The following is a 15376-nucleotide window of genomic DNA, read 5'->3' as shown; positions in this document are numbered from 1 at the left end:
CCCTCCTTGCCTGCCCTGTAGACTTCGCCCGGGCGGCCTGGGGGAGTGATGCGACTCGCGTTGAATCTGAAGACTGTTCTGATCGCCGTGGCTGTGCTCGCGGTGTCGTTCTTCGTCAGCCTGAAGGCGATGGACTGGCTGGCGCCGCGCGCGACGAATTCGGCGCCGCCGGTCGCGCAATTGCCGCCACTGCCCCCGGCTGCGAAGAGTTCGATCGTGGTCGCACCGGTCGCGATCGCGCTGTCGGCGATCCGCGAACAGGCGGAGAAAGCAGCGCCGCGCAATTTCGCCGGCAAGGCCGACAATCCGATCTCGCAGATCCTGGAGAATGCCGACATCGGCTGGTCCGCCGTGCGCGGGCCGATGGCAGCTGCCGGCGACAAGGACGTGCTGACGATCTCGACGCCGCTCAACGGCAAGCTGAACGTCACGGGCTCGCTGTCGTCGAAAGCCACCGGCGCGCTCGGCGACGCGCTCGGCAGCGTGCTCGGCGGCGACGCCGCGAAACGGATCGGCGCGATCAACATCAAGAACTTGAACGCCAGCGCCGAGATCAGGGGCAACGTCATCGTCACCTCGCGCCCGAAGCTCGCGGCGAACTGGCATCTCGAGCCCAATCTCGGGGCGCAGGTCAATCTCGGCGACACCAACCTCAACGTCTCCGGCGCCAAGGTCAACGTGCCGGCGCAGGTGAAGCCGCTGATCGACAAGAATGTCGGCGAGCAGATCAACATCGTCTCCGAGCGCATCCGCAACGATCCCTCGCTGCGTGAGAATGCGAAGCTGCAATGGGCCAAGGCCTGCCGCTCGATCGCGCTGCAGGGCTCCGGCGCCTCCGCCGCGCTGCCGCCGCTCTGGCTGGAGATGAAGCCGGTCCGCGCCATCGCGGCGCAGCCGCGCGTCGACGCGCAGAACGTGACGCTGCTGCTCGGCCTCGAGCTCGAGACGCGCGTGACCTCGACACCGACCAAGCCGGACTGCCCGTTCCCCGACAAGATTTCGATCGTGCCGCCGACCGGCACCGGCGTGAACATCGGCGTGCCGATCGACGTCCCCTTCACCGAGATCAACAAGCTGATCGCGGCACAGATGGTCGGCCACACCTATCCCGAGGACGGCTCCGGCCCGGTCGACGTCACCGTGAAGAGCGTCAACGTGGTCCCGTCGGGCGAGCGTCTGCTGATCTCGCTGCTGGTGCGCGCGAAGGAAAAGAAGAGCTGGCTCGGCCTTGGCGCTGAAGCCACCGTGCACATCTGGGGCCGGCCGATGCTCGACCAGGCACAGCAGACGCTGCGGCTTGCTGACATCCAGCTTGCGGTGGAATCCGAGGCGGCCTTCGGCCTCTTGGGCGCCGCCGCGCGCGCCGTGGTGCCGCAGCTCCAGCAGACGCTGGTGCAGAAGGCGACGCTCGACCTGAAGCCGATTGCCGCCAACGCCCGCGAAAAGATCGCAGCCGCGATCGCCGACTATCAGAAGAGCGAGGACGGCCTCAAGGTCGATGCGAAGATCGACAGCCTGACGCTCGCCGACATTGCCTTCGATTCCAAGACGCTGCGCGTGGTCGCCGAAGCCGGCGGCACGCTGAATGTGTTTGTGACGAAGCTGTCGGGGATGTAGCGCGCCCTCACCCGCCGGGCCGGCGCGGTCGCTTGCACCGCTGGCATTCTCGCGCGAGGATGCTAAGCTGTCTTTCGCAACCTCGGACGAGGTCCGGACGACACTATAGCTGATCACGCGAGGACAACATGGACGCCGGCATGGTCACGCCTTCGCCGGCACTGGTACGGTTTTCCGGCATTCAGAAGACCTATGATGGCGAGCACCTCGTGGTGAAGAACCTCGATCTCGACATCAGGAAGGGCGAGTTCATCACCCTGCTCGGCCCATCGGGCTCGGGCAAGACGACCACGCTGATGATGCTGGCTGGCTTCGAGGTTCCGACCCAGGGCGAGATCTACCTCGCGGAACGGCCGATCAGGAACGTGCCGCCGCACAAGCGCGACATCGGCATGGTGTTCCAGAACTATGCCTTGTTCCCGCACCTGACGATCGCGGAGAACATCGCCTTCCCGCTGTCCGTTCGCAACACGAGCAAGGCCGAAGTGCAGGAGCGCGTCAGCGCGGCGTTGCGGATGATCAAGATGGAAACCCTGGCGCACCGGCGCCCCGGGCAGCTGTCCGGCGGTCAGCAGCAGCGCGTGGCGCTGGCCCGCGCGCTGGTTTTCAATCCGCAACTCGTGCTGATGGACGAGCCCCTTGGCGCCCTCGACAAACGCCTGCGGGAGCAGATGCAGCTGGAGATCAAGCAACTGCACGAGACGATGGGCATCACGATCGTCTATGTCACCCACGATCAGAGCGAAGCGCTCACCATGTCGGACCGCATCGCCGTGTTCAACGACGGCGTCGTGCAGCAGATCGACAGGCCGGACGCGCTGTATGAGCATCCGGTGAACAGCTTCGTCGCCCACTTCATCGGCGAGAACAACGTGCTGGCCGGAACCGTCGAGACGGTCGACAACCAATTTTGTCGCGTCGCGTTGGCCGCTGGCGGCACCGTTACTGCACGGGCGGTCAATGTCTCGGCCGCGGGCGCATCGACCTCGCTGTCGGTACGGCCGGAGCGGATCGCCATCATCCCCGACAGCGTCTCCAGCGATGGACCGAACCGGCTGCCGGCCAAGGTGCGAAACACCATCTATCTCGGCGACCACGCGCTTGCCGTGCTCGATGTCGCCGGCAACGGGGAGTTCATGGTCAAGCTTCAGCCGGGGGCGCATGGCGAATTGAGACATGGCGAGAACGTGTTCATCACCTTTCGTCCCGAGGACTGCCTGGCCCTCGACCCAGTCTGATCCGCACCGGCATCGATCAAGTTCAACGCAACGCATATGAAGAAGGAACCAAGACCATGCTGAAGCGCAAGACTGGCAGGATTGCTTTGGGATTCGCCGCGGCGTTCGTCGCCAGCGCGGCACTGGCCAATGTCGCGCAGGCGCGTGACCTGACCGTCGTCTCGTGGGGCGGCGCGTATCAGGATGCCCAGAAGAAGGTCTATTTCGAGCCGTTCAAGAAGGCAGCCGGTATTGCGATGAACGACGAGTCCTGGGACGGCGGTGTCGGCGTGTTGCGCGCCAAGGTGCAGGGTGGCGCCGCCACCTGGGACGTCGTTCAGGTCGAGAGCGACGAACTCGCGGTCGGCTGTGAAGAGGGCCTGTACGAGAAGCTGGATTATTCCAGGATCGGAGGCGAGGCCGCCTATATCCCGCCGTCGGTCAACCCCTGCGGCGTCGGTGCCATCCTCTATGATTTCGTGCTCGGCTACGACAAGGACAAGCTGAAGCAGGCCCCGGGCGGCTGGGCCGATTTCTTCGACACCAAGAAGATTCCGGGCAAGCGCGCCCTGCGTCAGGGCCCGAAGACCACGCTGGAGATCGCCCTCATGGCCGACGGCGTCGCGCCGAAGGACGTCTACAAGGTGCTGGCGACCGACGAGGGCATCGAGCGCGCGTTCAAGAAGCTAGACACCATCAAGGGCGACATCGTCTGGTGGAAGGCCGGCGCCCAGCCGCCGCAATTGCTCGCCTCCGGTGAGGTGGTGATGACGTCCGTCTACAATGGCCGCATCGACACCGCGAACAAGAACGACAAGAAGAATTTCGGCATGGTGTGGGACGGCGCGCTCTTCACGCTCGACAGCTGGGTCATCCTGAAGGGCAGCCCGAACAAGGACGCCGCCTACAAGTTCCTCGACTTCGCGGGCAAGGCGGAGAACCAGTCAAAACTGTCGGAAAACATCGCCTACGGCACCTCGAACAAGGACGCAGCCGCCAAGCTGCAGCCAGCCGTCCTGAAAGACCTGCCGACCGCGCCTGACAACATCAAGAACGCGGTCGAGATCAACGTGGCCTTCTGGCTCGAGAACATCGATCGGCTGACCGAGCGCTTCAACAAATGGGCCGCGAAATAACGCGCGATCGAACTGGCGTGCGGTGCGCATTGAAGGCAGTTTCGTTGCGGCCATCCTTCGAGACGCCCGCCTTTGGCGGGCTCCTCAGGATGAGGTTTGAGTCTGTGGCAGCGACGACAGGCACTCGTGTCGGAGAGCCTCATCCTGAGGAGACCGCGAAGCGGTCGTCTCGAAGGACGAAGCGCTTGCTCAGGCCCCTCCACAAGGCCATTGCGATTGCCCCACTCGAAATGGGGATGAGTCAATGAGACGCATCTCATGACAGCAGCGTCCCTCACCGGCGCCGATGCCAAGCCCGAGGTGTCGCTCAGGCGGCGCCTGAAGCAGGCTGAACGCGCGCGCCAGCTCAAGGCGTTCGCGCTCGTTGGGCCGCTTCTCGTCTTCCTGCTCTTCACCTTCGCGGGCCCGATCGCCGGCATGCTGTGGCGCGCGGTTGACGACCGCGAGGTGCGTCAGGTTCTGCCTCGGACGGTCGCGGCTCTCGCGGACTGGGACGGCAGGGACCTGCCGGACGAAAAGGCCTACGCGGCGCTGGCAAGCGACATCATGGCAGCGCGTGCCGCCGGCACCCTCGCCATCGCGGCCAAGCGGCTCAACTACGCAACGAACGGCTTTCGTACGATCCTGACCGGCACGGCACGCAATCTGAAGGCGGCGCCCGAGCCCGGCACGGCCAGGGAGACGCTCGGCAGGATCAACCCGGCCTGGCGCGAGCGCACCACCTGGACGACGATCAAGGACGCCGGCGGCCCGGTGACCGGCTTCTACCTGCTCGCGGCGCTCGACCTGACGCGGAACGTGGACGGCGCGATCGTCTCGGCCTCGCCGGATCAGGCCATCTACCGCGACGTCTTCGCCCGCACCTTCCTCATCAGCCTCAGCGTCACGGCCCTGTGCCTGATCCTCGGCTTCCCGGTCGCTTACTTGCTGGCGACGCTGCCGCCCGGCCGGTCAAATCTGTTGATGATCTTCGTCCTGCTGCCGTTCTGGACATCGCTTCTGGTCCGCACCTGCGCCTGGATCGTGCTGTTGCAGAGCCAGGGTGTCGTGAACGACAGCCTGCACTGGCTTGGCATCATCGACGCACCGCTGCGGCTGATCTACAACCGCTTCGGTGTCTGCGTGGCGATGACCCACGTTCTCCTGCCGTTCATGATCCTGCCGCTGTACAGCAGCATGAAAGCGATCTCGCCCGCCTATATGCGTGCCGCCGCCTCGCTCGGTGCGCCTCCGGTCACCGCCTTCCTGCGGATCTACCTGCCGCAAACCCTGCCCGGCATCGGCGCGGGAAGCCTGCTCGTCTTCATCCTGGCGCTCGGCTACTACATCACGCCCGCACTCGTCGGCGGCGCCGCCGATCAGATGATCAGCTATTTCATCGCGCTCTACACGACGGAGACAGCCAACTGGGGACTCGCATCGGCGCTGGGTGCGGTGCTGCTGCTGGCCACTCTTCTCCTCGCTCTCGTCTACGGCAAGCTGGTGCAGGGACAGCAGGTCACGGGAGGCATGAAGAATTGAGCAATCATTCTTCGCTCCGCACGCCCAGCCAGCGCATCGCGTGGACCGCGACCATCGTCATCTCCACGCTGGTGTTCATCTTCCTGATCGCGCCGATCCTCGCGATCATGCCGCTGTCCTTCAGCTCGGGCTCGTACCTCGCCTATCCGCTGCCCGGCCTCTCCTTGCGCTGGTACGACGATTTCATCAATTCGCCGCGCTGGATGAATTCGCTGAAGAACAGCATGATCATCGGCGTCGCCGCGACGCTGCTGTCGATGCTGCTTGGCACGCTGGCCGCGCTGGGGCTGGCGCAGTGGAAGAGCCGGTTCAAGCCGCTCGTGCTGGCTTTCGTGCTGTCGCCTGTCGTCGTGCCCGGCGTCATCACCGCCGTCGGCCTCTATTTCTTCTTCGCGCCGATTGGCCTCACCGGCAGTTATCTCGGCCTGATCCTGGCCCACACCGCGCTGGCGACGCCCTTTGTGGTGATCACGGTCGGCGCGACGCTGCAAAGCTTCGACACCAATCTGGCACGCGCCGCGGCCTCGCTCGGCGCCTCGCCGCTTCAGGCGTTCCGCCGCGTGATCCTACCGCTGATCCTGCCTGGCCTCGCGTCGGGTGCGCTGTTCGCCTTCGCGACCAGCTTCGATGAGGTGGTGATCGTGCTGTTCATGGCAGGTCCCGAGCAGCGCACCCTGCCCCGCGAGATGTTCAGCGGCATCCGCGAGAACATCAGCCCGACCATCACGGCAGCAGCGGTGATCTTGACGACGGTATCCGTCATCCTCCTCGCCACCCTGGAAGGCCTGCGCCGGCGCAACGAACGGCTCAAGGGCAGCGAAGGCTGAGCAGCGGTCTATCTTCCCCCTCTCCCCGCTTGCGGGGAGAGGGTTGGGGTGAGGGGGAGTCTCCGCAAGGACGGCAACAGTTAGACTCGCGGAGAGTCCCCTCACCCGCATCGCTACTTCGTTGCGCTGCGGCCTCTCCCCGCAAGCGGGGAGAGGCGACGGAAACACCGCAGCGCCCTGCTTATTTCTCCACCCCCTCACGCATCTTTGGCTTAGCTGCCGCGACCGATTGTCGCTAGAACTGCCCCAGCAACAACGCCCCAACAACAACACACAGGGAGAAACACATGCAAAAACTCATCGCCGCGGTTGCGGCAGGCCTCGCTCTCGCCGCCTCGTTAGGCGCCGCGCAGGCGCAGATCTCCGACGATGTCGTCAAGATCGGCGTGCTCACGGATATGTCGAGCCTCTATGCGGACGCGACCGGCAAGGGTTCTCTCGCTGCCGTCGAGATGGCGGTCGCCGATCACGGCGCCAAGGTCGCGGGCAAGCCCGTGCAGGTGGTCGCCGCCGACCACCAGAACAAACCCGACGTCGGCGTCAACATTGCCCGCAACTGGTACGACAACGACAAGGTCGACGCGATCTTCGATGTTCCGACATCCTCGGTCGCGCTGCCGGTCTCGGCGCTGACGCGCGAGAAGAACAAGATCAATATCAATTCCGGCGGCGGTTCCTCCGACATCACGGGCGCGCAATGCTCGCCCAATACCGTGCACTGGACCTACGATACCTACGCGCTATCGAACGTCGCAGGCAAGGCGATGGTGAAGCGCGGCGAGGACACCTGGTTCTTCGTCACCGCCGACTACGCTTTCGGCATGGCGCTGCAGCGCGACGCCGCCAACGTGGTCAAGGAAAGCGGCGGCAAGGTGCTCGGCGAGGTCCGCCATCCGCTCAATTCGTCGGACTTCTCCTCCTTCCTGCTGCAGGCCCAGGCCTCCAAGGCCAAGGTGGTCGCGCTCGCCAATGCCGGCGGCGACACCACCAACGCGCTGAAGCAGGCGTCCGAGTTCGGCCTGACGCAGGGCGGCCAGAAGATGATCGCGCTGCTGCAGGAGATCACCGACACCCACTCGCTCGGCATCAAGGCGACGCAGGGCCTGATCGTCACCGACGCGTTCTACTGGGACATGAACGAGGAGACGCGCGCCTTCTCGAAGCGCTTCAACGACAAGGTCGGGCACATGCCGACCATGATCCAGGCCGGGCTCTATTCGGCTACCATGCATTATCTCAAGGCGATCGAAGCCATCAAGACCGACGAAGCACCGAAGGTGATGGAGCAGATGCGCGCCACGCCGGTGAACGACTTCTTCGCCAAGAACGGCAAGATCCGCATCGACGGCCGCATGGTCCACGACATGTATCTGTTCGAGGTCAAGAAGCCCGAAGAGTCGAAAGGCGAGTGGGACCTCTACAAGCTGATCGCCACCGTCCCCGGCGACGAAGCCTTCCGTCCGCTCGACAAGGGCGGCTGCCCGCTAGTGAAGTAGAGGGTCCTCTTCCTCTTCCCGATTGCACCGCCGATTCCTCATCCTGAGGAGCTTGCGAAGCAAGTTTCTCGAAGGATGAAGGCCCGGCCGGTGGCCTCGCCCTTTCGAGACGCGCGCAAGAGGCGCGCTCCTAAGGGTGAGGGTCACATTCCGCAATGATGATGGAAAACAGACACGACAGCGAGCCCGGAGAAAACCGGGCGCGCCTCGTTTAAACATTTAGAAGTGCGTTACTCCGAGTACTTGAACTCGGGCATGTTCTTCAGCTCGTCCTTGCTCGCGTTGAACACGGCATGGTCCGGATACCACTTCGACGTAGACGAGGTGGTCGTCGCGGTCGTCGTCGTGGTGGTCTTCTCGGTGCCGGTCGCAGCGCCCGTCGTGGTGGTCGCCGCGGGCTTGGCGCCCGTGCCGGTGTAGGCGACGGCCTCGTTGACGAACTTCAGCTTCTCATAGGGCACGGCGACGAGATGCTCGCCCAGGCCGAGGAAGCCGCCGACGCCGATCACGGCGATCTTGATGTCACCGTTCTTGTCCATCAGCAGGTCGTTGATCGAGCCGATGTTCTCGTTGGCGTCGTTGTAGACCTTCAGGCCGTCCATCTTGGACGTGCGCCACTGGCCGGAGGCCGTCGTGGTCGTCGTTGTCGCGGTGGCCGCGGGCGCCGCCTTGTCGGTGGTGACGGTCGGCGACTGGGCAAACGCAACGGTCGCAAGCAACGCGGTGCCGGCAAGACCGGCGGCGATCGATTTCATCAACATGGTTGTCCTCTCCTTCAGCAAAAAACTTGTGCGGAGAGAACAGCGCTGAGCACCTGCAGTTCCAGAGTTGCGGCAATTTCGTCGCGCGATCATGGCGCTGCATCGCGACGAAGTTCCTGAGTGACGGAGGAACGTTCCGGATGCACGGTTCCCCGCCGGCGATGATGCGCCCTGGTAAGAAGCATCATCGCGGCGAGGACCGCGCCGACCCGCGTCGCTCAGGTCAGCTCTTGTAGTCGATCAGAAGTGCGGAGAGGTCCGAGCTACTGGACGCGCTGCCGTTGGCGCCATAGGACGAGCTCGACGATTGCGACTGCTGCAGCGCCTGAAGGAACTGCTGGAGGATCTCCGCCGTGGTGGAGGCGGTCGAGGTGGTGCTGGTCGAGTCCGTGGACGACGACGAATCCGAAGAGCTGTCGTCCGACGGCGGCGGACCGGGCGGTGGTCCGCCCGCACCACCGGCGCCGCCGGGTCCGTTCGCGAAGGCGGACTGAAATACGTTCTTCAACGCGTCAGCCTGGTCCGAGGTCAGCGTACCGTTCGACACCTCGTTGGAGATGAGGTCGTCGATCTTCGACTTCATATCGTCCTTGGAGGGACGCGTGCCGCTCGACTGGTCGCTCGACCGGCTCTGCTGGAGCGCCGTGTCGATGTCTGTCAGCGCGGTGGAGAGCGCAGACTGGTCCGACGACGAGATCGTGCCGGCGGAGACTTCCGATTGCAATTCCTGCTGCAGCCGCTGCAATGGCGACTGGTAGTTACCGGCGGACGCCGCCGAAATCGAGGTCATGATGGCTCCGTGGTTCTTGCGGGTTTCCTGTGTGGCGTCACCACGGTATGGTTAACGGCCTTAACGAGACCTTGCCGCACCACTGCCGAGCTGTTGCCGGGTGTTGCACCCGGTCATCCGGAAACATACCGAAACAAAAATCTTCGCCTTTTGGCCCGAATCTTGGACAAACAAAGCGCATGGCCAATCCCTCTCCCAACATCCTGGTTGTCGAAGACGACCGCGAAACCCGGACGTTGATTGCGAAGTACCTGCGCAACAACGCCTGCAACGTCACCGCCGTGAGCGATGGCCGCGAGATGTCGCGCGCCATGGCGGATCATCGCGTCGACCTCATCATCCTCGACGTCATGCTGCCCGGCGAGGACGGCCTGAGCCTGTGCCGTAAGGTGCGCTCGGAGACACAGACGCCGATCATCATGCTGACCGCGCGCGGCGAGGACGTCGATCGCATCGTCGGCCTCGAGATGGGCGCGGACGACTATCTGTCAAAGCCCTTCAACCCGCGCGAGCTGCTCGCGCGCATCAACGCGGTGCTGCGCCGCCAGGCCGCTGCACAGGCGGCGAGCTCGATCGAGGGCGCAAGCACGCTCGCCTTCGAGGGCTGGCGCATCGATCTGCGGCTGCGCGAGCTGCGCAATCCGGAGGGCGCACGCGTCGCGGTGACCAGCGCCGAGTTCGACCTGCTCAGGACGTTCTGCGAGCGGCCCGGCCGCGTGCTGTCGCGCGACAGCCTGCTCGACCTCACCCAGGGACGTAACACCGGCTCGTTCGAACGATCCATCGACGTGCTGGTCAGCCGCATCCGCCGCAAGATCGAACCGAATCCCGCCGATCCCACCATCATCAAGACGGTTCGCTCCGGCGGTTATCTCTTTACGCCCAGAACGGAAGCAGTTACGACGCCCCTCGGCAATTGACAGGGCGTGCGACGATGAGGCCGTTCGGGTTCTTCCACCTCAAGGGCATCGGCGGGCAGATCGCCGCGCTGGTGCTGGCCTCGACCGTCGCGCTGCATCTCGTCGTCACCACCGCCTTCCTGATCAGCCGTCCGGACCGCCCGGACACGCCGCCGGACGGCGCGCCCCAATTGATGGATGCCGCGCTGCTGCTCGGTTCGGCCAAGCCTGACGACCGCCCTCGCCTGATCGCGGATCTCGCGCGCGCCTTCCCCAAGCTCAGCATCGAGGCGCACGCGCCGGGCACGGCGACGGTGGTCGAGGACAGCGAAAGCCAGCACCTGCACGGGCTCCGCCGCCATCTCGGCCGTGGTTACAAGGTGGTGCAGCTCGCGCCCGAGGGCGGCGCCCATCGCATCGGCGTGGAATTGCCTGACGGCACCATGATCGCGGGCCATGTCGAGAGCGGCCCGCGTCCCTGGTTCTGGGGCGCGCCGTGGCTGCTGACGCTGATGACCGCCTTCATCTGCATCAGCGTGCTCGGCCTGTGGGCGGCGCGCGCGCTGGCTACGCCATTGTCGTCCTTTGCCCAGGCGGCCGAGAATTTCAGCCTCGACGGCACCTCCGAGCCCCTGCCCGAGCGTGGCCCGGAGGAGATCCGCTCGGTCGCGCGCGCGCTCAACCGCATGCATGAGCGGATCGGTCGGCTGATGTCGGATCGCACGCGAATGCTGGCGGCGATCAGCCATGATCTGCGCACGCCGATCACGCGGCTGCGCCTGCGCGCCGAGTTCATCGAGGACGAGGGCCATCGCAAGCGCATGCTGATCGATCTCGACCAGATGCGCTCGATGCTGGAATCCGTGCTCTCGCTGCTGCGCAACGACCGCAAGATCGAGGCGGTGACGCTTGTCGACATCGCCAGCACGCTGCAACTGATCGCCGACCAGTTCGGCGACATGGGTCATGTCGTGCATTATGACGGGCCGGCTTCGGCGACAGCCGCCGGGCGTCCCGACGATCTGCATCGCGGCGTCACCAACCTGGTCGAAAACGCGGTGCGCTTCGGCGCCGAGGTGACGATCCGCCTCGACGTATCGGGCACCAGGCTCGTCATCGACGTCGAGGACGACGGCCCCGGCATCTCGGACGCGCGCAAGCAGGAGATGCTGGAGCCGTTCGTGCGCGGCGACGACGCGCGCACGATGGACGATTCCACCGGCTTCGGCCTCGGGCTGTCGATCGCGCACGCGATCGCGCTCGCCCATGGCGGCGAGCTGTCGCTGCACGATCGCGTGCCGCACGGGCTGATCGTGCGCATGCAATTGCCGATCTGGCAGCAGCCGCGGCTGGCGGCGTAGGTTCCCGCGCACGCAGGTTCCGCTTCGCCACATCATCGCCGTCTTCGGCCGCCTTAAGAGTCTGGGCGCAGGTCACGGGACCTCGAGGATATCTGATGAAAATTTTACGCATCGCCGCGCTGCTCGCGGCCGGACTGACCTTGCCGCAGGCCGCATTCGCAGGCGAAGCCGAATATGCCGAGATGGTCGCGACCCACGCGCGCGCCAACGGCGTGCCGGAAGCGCTGGTGCATCGCGTCATCATGCGCGAGAGCCGCTACCAGCCCGGTCTCGTCGGCCACGGCGGCACCATCGGCCTGATGCAGATCAAGCTCGCGACCGCCCGCGGGCTCGGCTACACCGGCGATGCCGCGGGCCTGCGCGATCCCAACACCAACCTCACCTACGCGGTCAAATACCTCGCCGGCGCCTATCGCGCCGCCAATGGCGACCACACCCGGGCCGTGCGTTATTTCGCGGGCGGCTATTACTACGCCGCAAAACGACAACGTCAGGAGATGGTTCAGCAGGCCAGCGCCGACACCAGCTCCCAGACCTGGCTGGAGCCGAACGGCAACCCGCAGCCGATGTTCGGCACCCCGCCGCACCGGAAGCTCGCCCAGCGCGTCCGCAACGCCCGGGCGCAGGTTCCCGGCAACATGCGTTGACACCAGCCGTCACAAGCCTACATTAGAGCCGTTCCGAGGGGTGCTCCGAGGAGGAGCTGAGATACCGCTAAATGGGCAAAGCTTGCAAATCGGCAGGCCTTCCCAGGACCGCGGTGACCCTTTGAACCTGATCCGGGTCATGCCGGCGAAGGGACAGGGATGTTGCAGACGACCAAGCGACCGGATTCCCCGGTATCCATCATCGGCGCAGGCATTGCCGGCGCCTGGCAGGCCCTGTTGTTCGCGCAGGCCGGCCATCCCGTCACGCTGCACGAGCGCGGCGACGCCGCCATGGCCGATTCCACCAGCCATTGGGCCGGCGGCATGCTCGCGCCCTGGTGCGAGGCGGAGGTCGCCGAACCCGTCATCTCCCGGCTCGGCCAGCGCTCGCTCGACATCTGGCGGCGCGAGCTGCCCGACACGCCCTTCAACGGCTCGCTCGTCGTCGCCCATCCGCGCGAGCGCAACGATTTCGAGCGCTTCGCGGGGATGACCGAGGGCCATCGCCGGCTCGATGCAGCTGGCCTTGCCGAGCTCGAGCCGTCGCTGGAGGGCCGCTTCCGCGATGCGCTGTTCTTTCCCAGCGAAGGCCATGTCGAGCCGCGCCGCGTGCTGCCGAAGCTGCACGAGCGCATCATCGCGGCCGGCGGCACCATCAAGTTCGGCAGCGACGTGTCCGCGAAGGAGCTCGCAGAACTTGATCCTAAAGGCATCGTGATCGACTGCCGCGGCCTTTCCGCACGCGACGAGCAGAAGGAGCTGCGCGGCGTCAAGGGCGAGATGATCCTGATCGAAACCAGCGAGGTGCAGCTGGCCCGCCCGGTGCGGCTGATCCATCCGCGCTGGCCGCTTTACGTGATCCCGCGCGAGGCCGGCCTGTTCATGCTCGGCGCGACCTCGATCGAGGCCGAGGACACTGGCGTCAGCGTTCGCTCGGCGCTGGAGCTGCTCGGCGCCGCCTATACGGTGCATCCGGCGTTCGGCGAGGCGAGGATCGTCGAATTCGGCTCGGGCCTGCGCCCCGCCTTTCCCGACAATCTCCCGCGCATCGGCATTCGCGGCGGCCAGATCAGCGTCAACGGCCTCTACCGCCACGGCTTCCTGATCGCACCGGCGCTCGCCGAGCTGACGCTGCAATACGTCCAGCGCGGCCAGATCGACAACGAGGTGATGCAATGCGCGTGATCGTGAATGGCGAGCAGCGCGAGGTGAGTTCCGCCAGCGTCGACGCGCTGCTGTCGGAGCTCGACTACGAAGGCACCCATTTCGCCATCGCGCTGAATTACGACGTCGTGCCGAAGAGCCGCTGGGCTGAGACCAGCCTGAAAGCCGGCGACGAGATCGAGATCATCACACCGCGGCAGGGAGGGTGAGCATGAACGACGCTGTCGCCTTTCTTCACCTCGCCCCGCTTGCGGGGAGAGGTCGAAATTCGCGCCTGCGCGAATTTCGGGTGAGGGGGACTCTCCACGAGTCCAACTCTCACCGCCTCCGCGGAGGCTCCCCCTCACCCCAACCCTCTCCCCGCAAGCGGGGCGAGGGAGCAGACCGCGATCCGCGGAGACACTGATGGTCAATTTCTACGGCAAAACCTTCGCCTCCCGTCTCCTCATCGGCAGCGCGCTCTATCCCTCACCCGCAATCATGCAGGCGGCGATCCGCGCCTCGGGCTCGAACATCGTCACGGTGTCGCTGCGGCGCGAATCCGCCGGTGGCAAGACCGGCGATGCGTTCTGGAACCTGATCCGCGAACTCGACGTCGCCGTGCTGCCGAACACCGCCGGCTGCCGCACCGTGCGCGAAGCCGTCACCACCGCCAAGCTCGCGCGCGAGCTGTTCGGCACGAACTGGATCAAGCTCGAAGTGATCGCCGACAACGACACGCTGCAGCCCGACGTCGTCGGCCTGGTCGAAGCCGCCGCCATCCTGATCAAGGACGGCTTCGAGGTGTTCCCCTATTGCACCGAGGATCTCTCGGTCGCCAATCGTCTGGTCGATGCCGGCTGCAAGGTGGTGATGCCGTGGGCTGCTCCCATCGGCAGCGCGAAAGGCATCACCAACCGCGACGCGCTCAAGCTGCTGCGCGAGCGGCTGCCCGACATCACGCTGGTGGTCGACGCCGGCCTCGGCGCACCGAGCCACGCGGCGCAGGCGCTGGAGCTCGGCTACGACGCCGTGCTGCTCAACACCGCGATCGCAAAGGCCGCCGATCCCGTCGCGATGGCGAATGCCTTCCGCCTCGGCATTGAGGCCGGCCGCACCGCTTATGAAGCCGGGCTGATGAACGCCCGCGACTTCGCTTCCCCCTCCACCCCTGTCGTTGGGACCCCGTTCTGGCATGCCGTATCCTGATCGCTTTTATCCCGTCGTCGACAGCCTTGCCTGGGTCGAGCGCCTGACCAAGCTCGGCGTCGGCACCATTCAGCTACGCGCCAAGGACCTCGACGACTCCCAGGCCCTGCAGCTCGTCACCGACGCGCTCGCCATCACGAATGGCACGCAGGCCAGGCTCGTCGTCAACGACTATTGGCGCGCGGCGATCGTCGCCGGCGCAAAATATCTGCATCTCGGCCAGGAGGATCTGGCCGAGGCCGACCTCGAGGCTATCCGCGAGGCGGGCCTCTCGCTCGGCATCTCCACCCATGACGACGCCGAGCTTGAAACCGCGCTCGCGGCCAAGCCCGATTATGTCGCGCTCGGCCCGATCTTCTTCACCACCTTGAAGTCGATGCGCTTCGAACCGCAGGGCATTCCGAAGATCACGGACTGGAAGAAGCGCATCGGCAGCATCCCGCTGGTTGCGATCGGCGGCATCAAGTTCGAGCACGCCGCGGAGATCTTTGCGGCCGGCGCGGATTCCATCGCCGTGGTGTCCGACGTGACGCAGAACGCCGACCCGGATGCGCGGGTGCGGCAGTGGCTCGGCCTTTCAGCGGAGGCCGCGTGATGCATGTCCGCCCCTATTCGACCCGTCACCCTGAGGTGGCCGCGCAAGCGGCCCTCGAAGGGCGACGGCCCGGCTCGTCCATCCTTCGAGGCTCGCTCCGCGAGCACCTCAGGATGACGAGATCAAACATTGCACAACAGAATTAACCCGGAGGATT

The 15376-nt window shown here is 65.4% G+C and carries 15 protein-coding genes and 1 riboswitch; of the genes, 13 read left to right on the top strand and 2 right to left on the bottom strand.

Annotation, left to right across the window (positions count from 1 at the left end; genetic code table 11):
- Positions 1-48: 48 nt before the first annotated feature.
- The 6 genes from FNV92_RS08470 to FNV92_RS08445 all read left to right on the top strand — a co-directional run bounded on the left by FNV92_RS08470 (position 49) and on the right by FNV92_RS08445 (position 7814).
- Complete coding sequence (locus FNV92_RS08470) at positions 49-1617, top strand: DUF4403 family protein (protein WP_143841355.1); 1569 nt, start codon at positions 49-51, stop codon at positions 1615-1617.
- 128 nt (positions 1618-1745) lie between these two features.
- Entirely contained in the window at positions 1746-2855 is a 1110-nt protein-coding gene (locus FNV92_RS08465; RefSeq protein ID WP_143841356.1) for an ABC transporter ATP-binding protein, read from the top strand.
- A 56-nt stretch (positions 2856-2911) separates the two neighbouring features.
- Positions 2912-3970 (top strand): ABC transporter substrate-binding protein, encoded by a 1059-nt coding sequence (locus tag FNV92_RS08460; protein ID WP_143841357.1) that lies wholly within the window; start codon positions 2912-2914, stop codon positions 3968-3970.
- Positions 3971-4228: 258 nt separating this feature from the next.
- On the top strand, positions 4229-5491 hold the full coding sequence (locus FNV92_RS08455; protein ID WP_143841358.1) for an ABC transporter permease: 1263 nt from the start codon (positions 4229-4231) through the stop codon (positions 5489-5491).
- A complete protein-coding gene (locus tag FNV92_RS08450) occupies positions 5488-6318 on the top strand; it encodes an ABC transporter permease (RefSeq protein WP_168213299.1) in 831 nt (276 codons plus the stop codon). The genes FNV92_RS08455 and FNV92_RS08450 overlap by 4 nt, the downstream gene beginning before the upstream one ends.
- Positions 6319-6605: 287 nt before the next feature.
- A complete protein-coding gene (locus tag FNV92_RS08445; protein ID WP_143841359.1) occupies positions 6606-7814 on the top strand; it encodes an ABC transporter substrate-binding protein in 1209 nt (402 codons plus the stop codon).
- Positions 7815-8044: 230 nt separating this feature from the next.
- On the opposite strand, the gene FNV92_RS08440 is transcribed toward FNV92_RS08445, so the two are convergent.
- Positions 8045-8575, bottom strand: a complete 531-nt coding sequence (locus tag FNV92_RS08440; RefSeq protein WP_143841360.1) for a PRC-barrel domain-containing protein — start codon at positions 8573-8575, stop codon at positions 8045-8047.
- Positions 8576-8798: 223 nt separating this feature from the next.
- Entirely contained in the window at positions 8799-9365 is a 567-nt protein-coding gene (locus FNV92_RS08435; protein WP_143841361.1) for a hypothetical protein, read from the bottom strand.
- A 179-nt stretch (positions 9366-9544) separates the two neighbouring features.
- Between FNV92_RS08435 and FNV92_RS08430 the strand changes: the two genes are divergently transcribed.
- From FNV92_RS08430 to FNV92_RS08400, 7 genes are all read left to right on the top strand, one after another.
- Positions 9545-10285, top strand: coding sequence for a response regulator (locus FNV92_RS08430; RefSeq protein WP_015684209.1), 741 nt, complete (start codon positions 9545-9547; stop codon positions 10283-10285).
- 14 nt (positions 10286-10299) lie between these two features.
- Positions 10300-11625, top strand: a complete 1326-nt coding sequence (locus FNV92_RS08425; RefSeq protein WP_015684208.1) for an ATP-binding protein — start codon at positions 10300-10302, stop codon at positions 11623-11625.
- Between the two features lie 95 nt (positions 11626-11720).
- The gene (locus FNV92_RS08420; RefSeq protein WP_015684207.1) at positions 11721-12272 is read left to right on the top strand and encodes a lytic transglycosylase domain-containing protein; all 552 of its coding nucleotides are present in this window, start codon (positions 11721-11723) and stop codon (positions 12270-12272) included.
- 26 nt (positions 12273-12298) lie between these two features.
- Positions 12299-12444, top strand: a riboswitch (TPP riboswitch).
- Positions 12432-13457 carry an FAD-dependent oxidoreductase gene (locus tag FNV92_RS08415; protein ID WP_143841362.1) on the top strand — a complete coding sequence of 342 codons (1026 nt, stop codon included), beginning with the start codon at positions 12432-12434 and terminating at the stop codon, positions 13455-13457. (Overlaps the previous riboswitch by 13 nt.)
- A complete protein-coding gene (gene thiS, locus FNV92_RS08410; RefSeq protein ID WP_015684205.1) occupies positions 13448-13645 on the top strand; it encodes a sulfur carrier protein ThiS in 198 nt (65 codons plus the stop codon). Before FNV92_RS08415 ends, thiS begins: the two co-directional genes overlap by 10 nt.
- Before the next feature lie 196 nt (positions 13646-13841).
- Positions 13842-14624, top strand: a complete 783-nt coding sequence (locus FNV92_RS08405; protein WP_143841363.1) for a thiazole synthase — start codon at positions 13842-13844, stop codon at positions 14622-14624.
- Positions 14611-15219 (top strand): thiamine phosphate synthase, encoded by a 609-nt coding sequence (locus FNV92_RS08400; protein ID WP_143841364.1) that lies wholly within the window; start codon positions 14611-14613, stop codon positions 15217-15219. The genes FNV92_RS08405 and FNV92_RS08400 overlap by 14 nt, the downstream gene beginning before the upstream one ends.
- The last annotated feature ends 157 nt before the right edge of the window (positions 15220-15376 follow it).

This window comes from Bradyrhizobium cosmicum (assembly GCF_007290395.2).
Taxonomy (GTDB): domain Bacteria; phylum Pseudomonadota; class Alphaproteobacteria; order Rhizobiales; family Xanthobacteraceae; genus Bradyrhizobium; species Bradyrhizobium cosmicum.
Note: the sequence above shows the minus strand (reverse complement) of the source record. Positions and strands in the feature narration are given on the sequence as shown.

Bases quoted from the DNA above. Each gene is read 5' to 3' on its own strand.
- FNV92_RS08460 (WP_143841357.1), top strand. From the start codon at position 2,912: ATGCTGAAGCGCAAGACTGGCAGGATTGCTTTGGGATTCGCCGCGGCG.
- FNV92_RS08455 (WP_143841358.1), top strand. From the start codon at position 4,229: ATGACAGCAGCGTCCCTCACCGGCGCCGATGCCAAGCCCGAGGTGTCG.
- FNV92_RS08430 (WP_015684209.1), top strand. From the start codon at position 9,545: ATGGCCAATCCCTCTCCCAACATCCTGGTTGTCGAAGACGACCGCGAA.
- FNV92_RS08470 (WP_143841355.1), top strand. From the start codon at position 49: ATGCGACTCGCGTTGAATCTGAAGACTGTTCTGATCGCCGTGGCTGTG.
- FNV92_RS08435 (WP_143841361.1), bottom strand. From the start codon at position 9,365: ATGACCTCGATTTCGGCGGCGTCCGCCGGTAACTACCAGTCGCCATTG.
- thiS (WP_015684205.1), top strand. From the start codon at position 13,448: ATGCGCGTGATCGTGAATGGCGAGCAGCGCGAGGTGAGTTCCGCCAGC.
- FNV92_RS08415 (WP_143841362.1), top strand. From the start codon at position 12,432: ATGTTGCAGACGACCAAGCGACCGGATTCCCCGGTATCCATCATCGGC.
- FNV92_RS08465 (WP_143841356.1), top strand. From the start codon at position 1,746: ATGGACGCCGGCATGGTCACGCCTTCGCCGGCACTGGTACGGTTTTCC.
- FNV92_RS08440 (WP_143841360.1), bottom strand. From the start codon at position 8,575: ATGTTGATGAAATCGATCGCCGCCGGTCTTGCCGGCACCGCGTTGCTT.
- FNV92_RS08445 (WP_143841359.1), top strand. From the start codon at position 6,606: ATGCAAAAACTCATCGCCGCGGTTGCGGCAGGCCTCGCTCTCGCCGCC.
- FNV92_RS08400 (WP_143841364.1), top strand. From the start codon at position 14,611: ATGCCGTATCCTGATCGCTTTTATCCCGTCGTCGACAGCCTTGCCTGG.
- FNV92_RS08425 (WP_015684208.1), top strand. From the start codon at position 10,300: ATGAGGCCGTTCGGGTTCTTCCACCTCAAGGGCATCGGCGGGCAGATC.
- FNV92_RS08405 (WP_143841363.1), top strand. From the start codon at position 13,842: ATGGTCAATTTCTACGGCAAAACCTTCGCCTCCCGTCTCCTCATCGGC.
- FNV92_RS08420 (WP_015684207.1), top strand. From the start codon at position 11,721: ATGAAAATTTTACGCATCGCCGCGCTGCTCGCGGCCGGACTGACCTTG.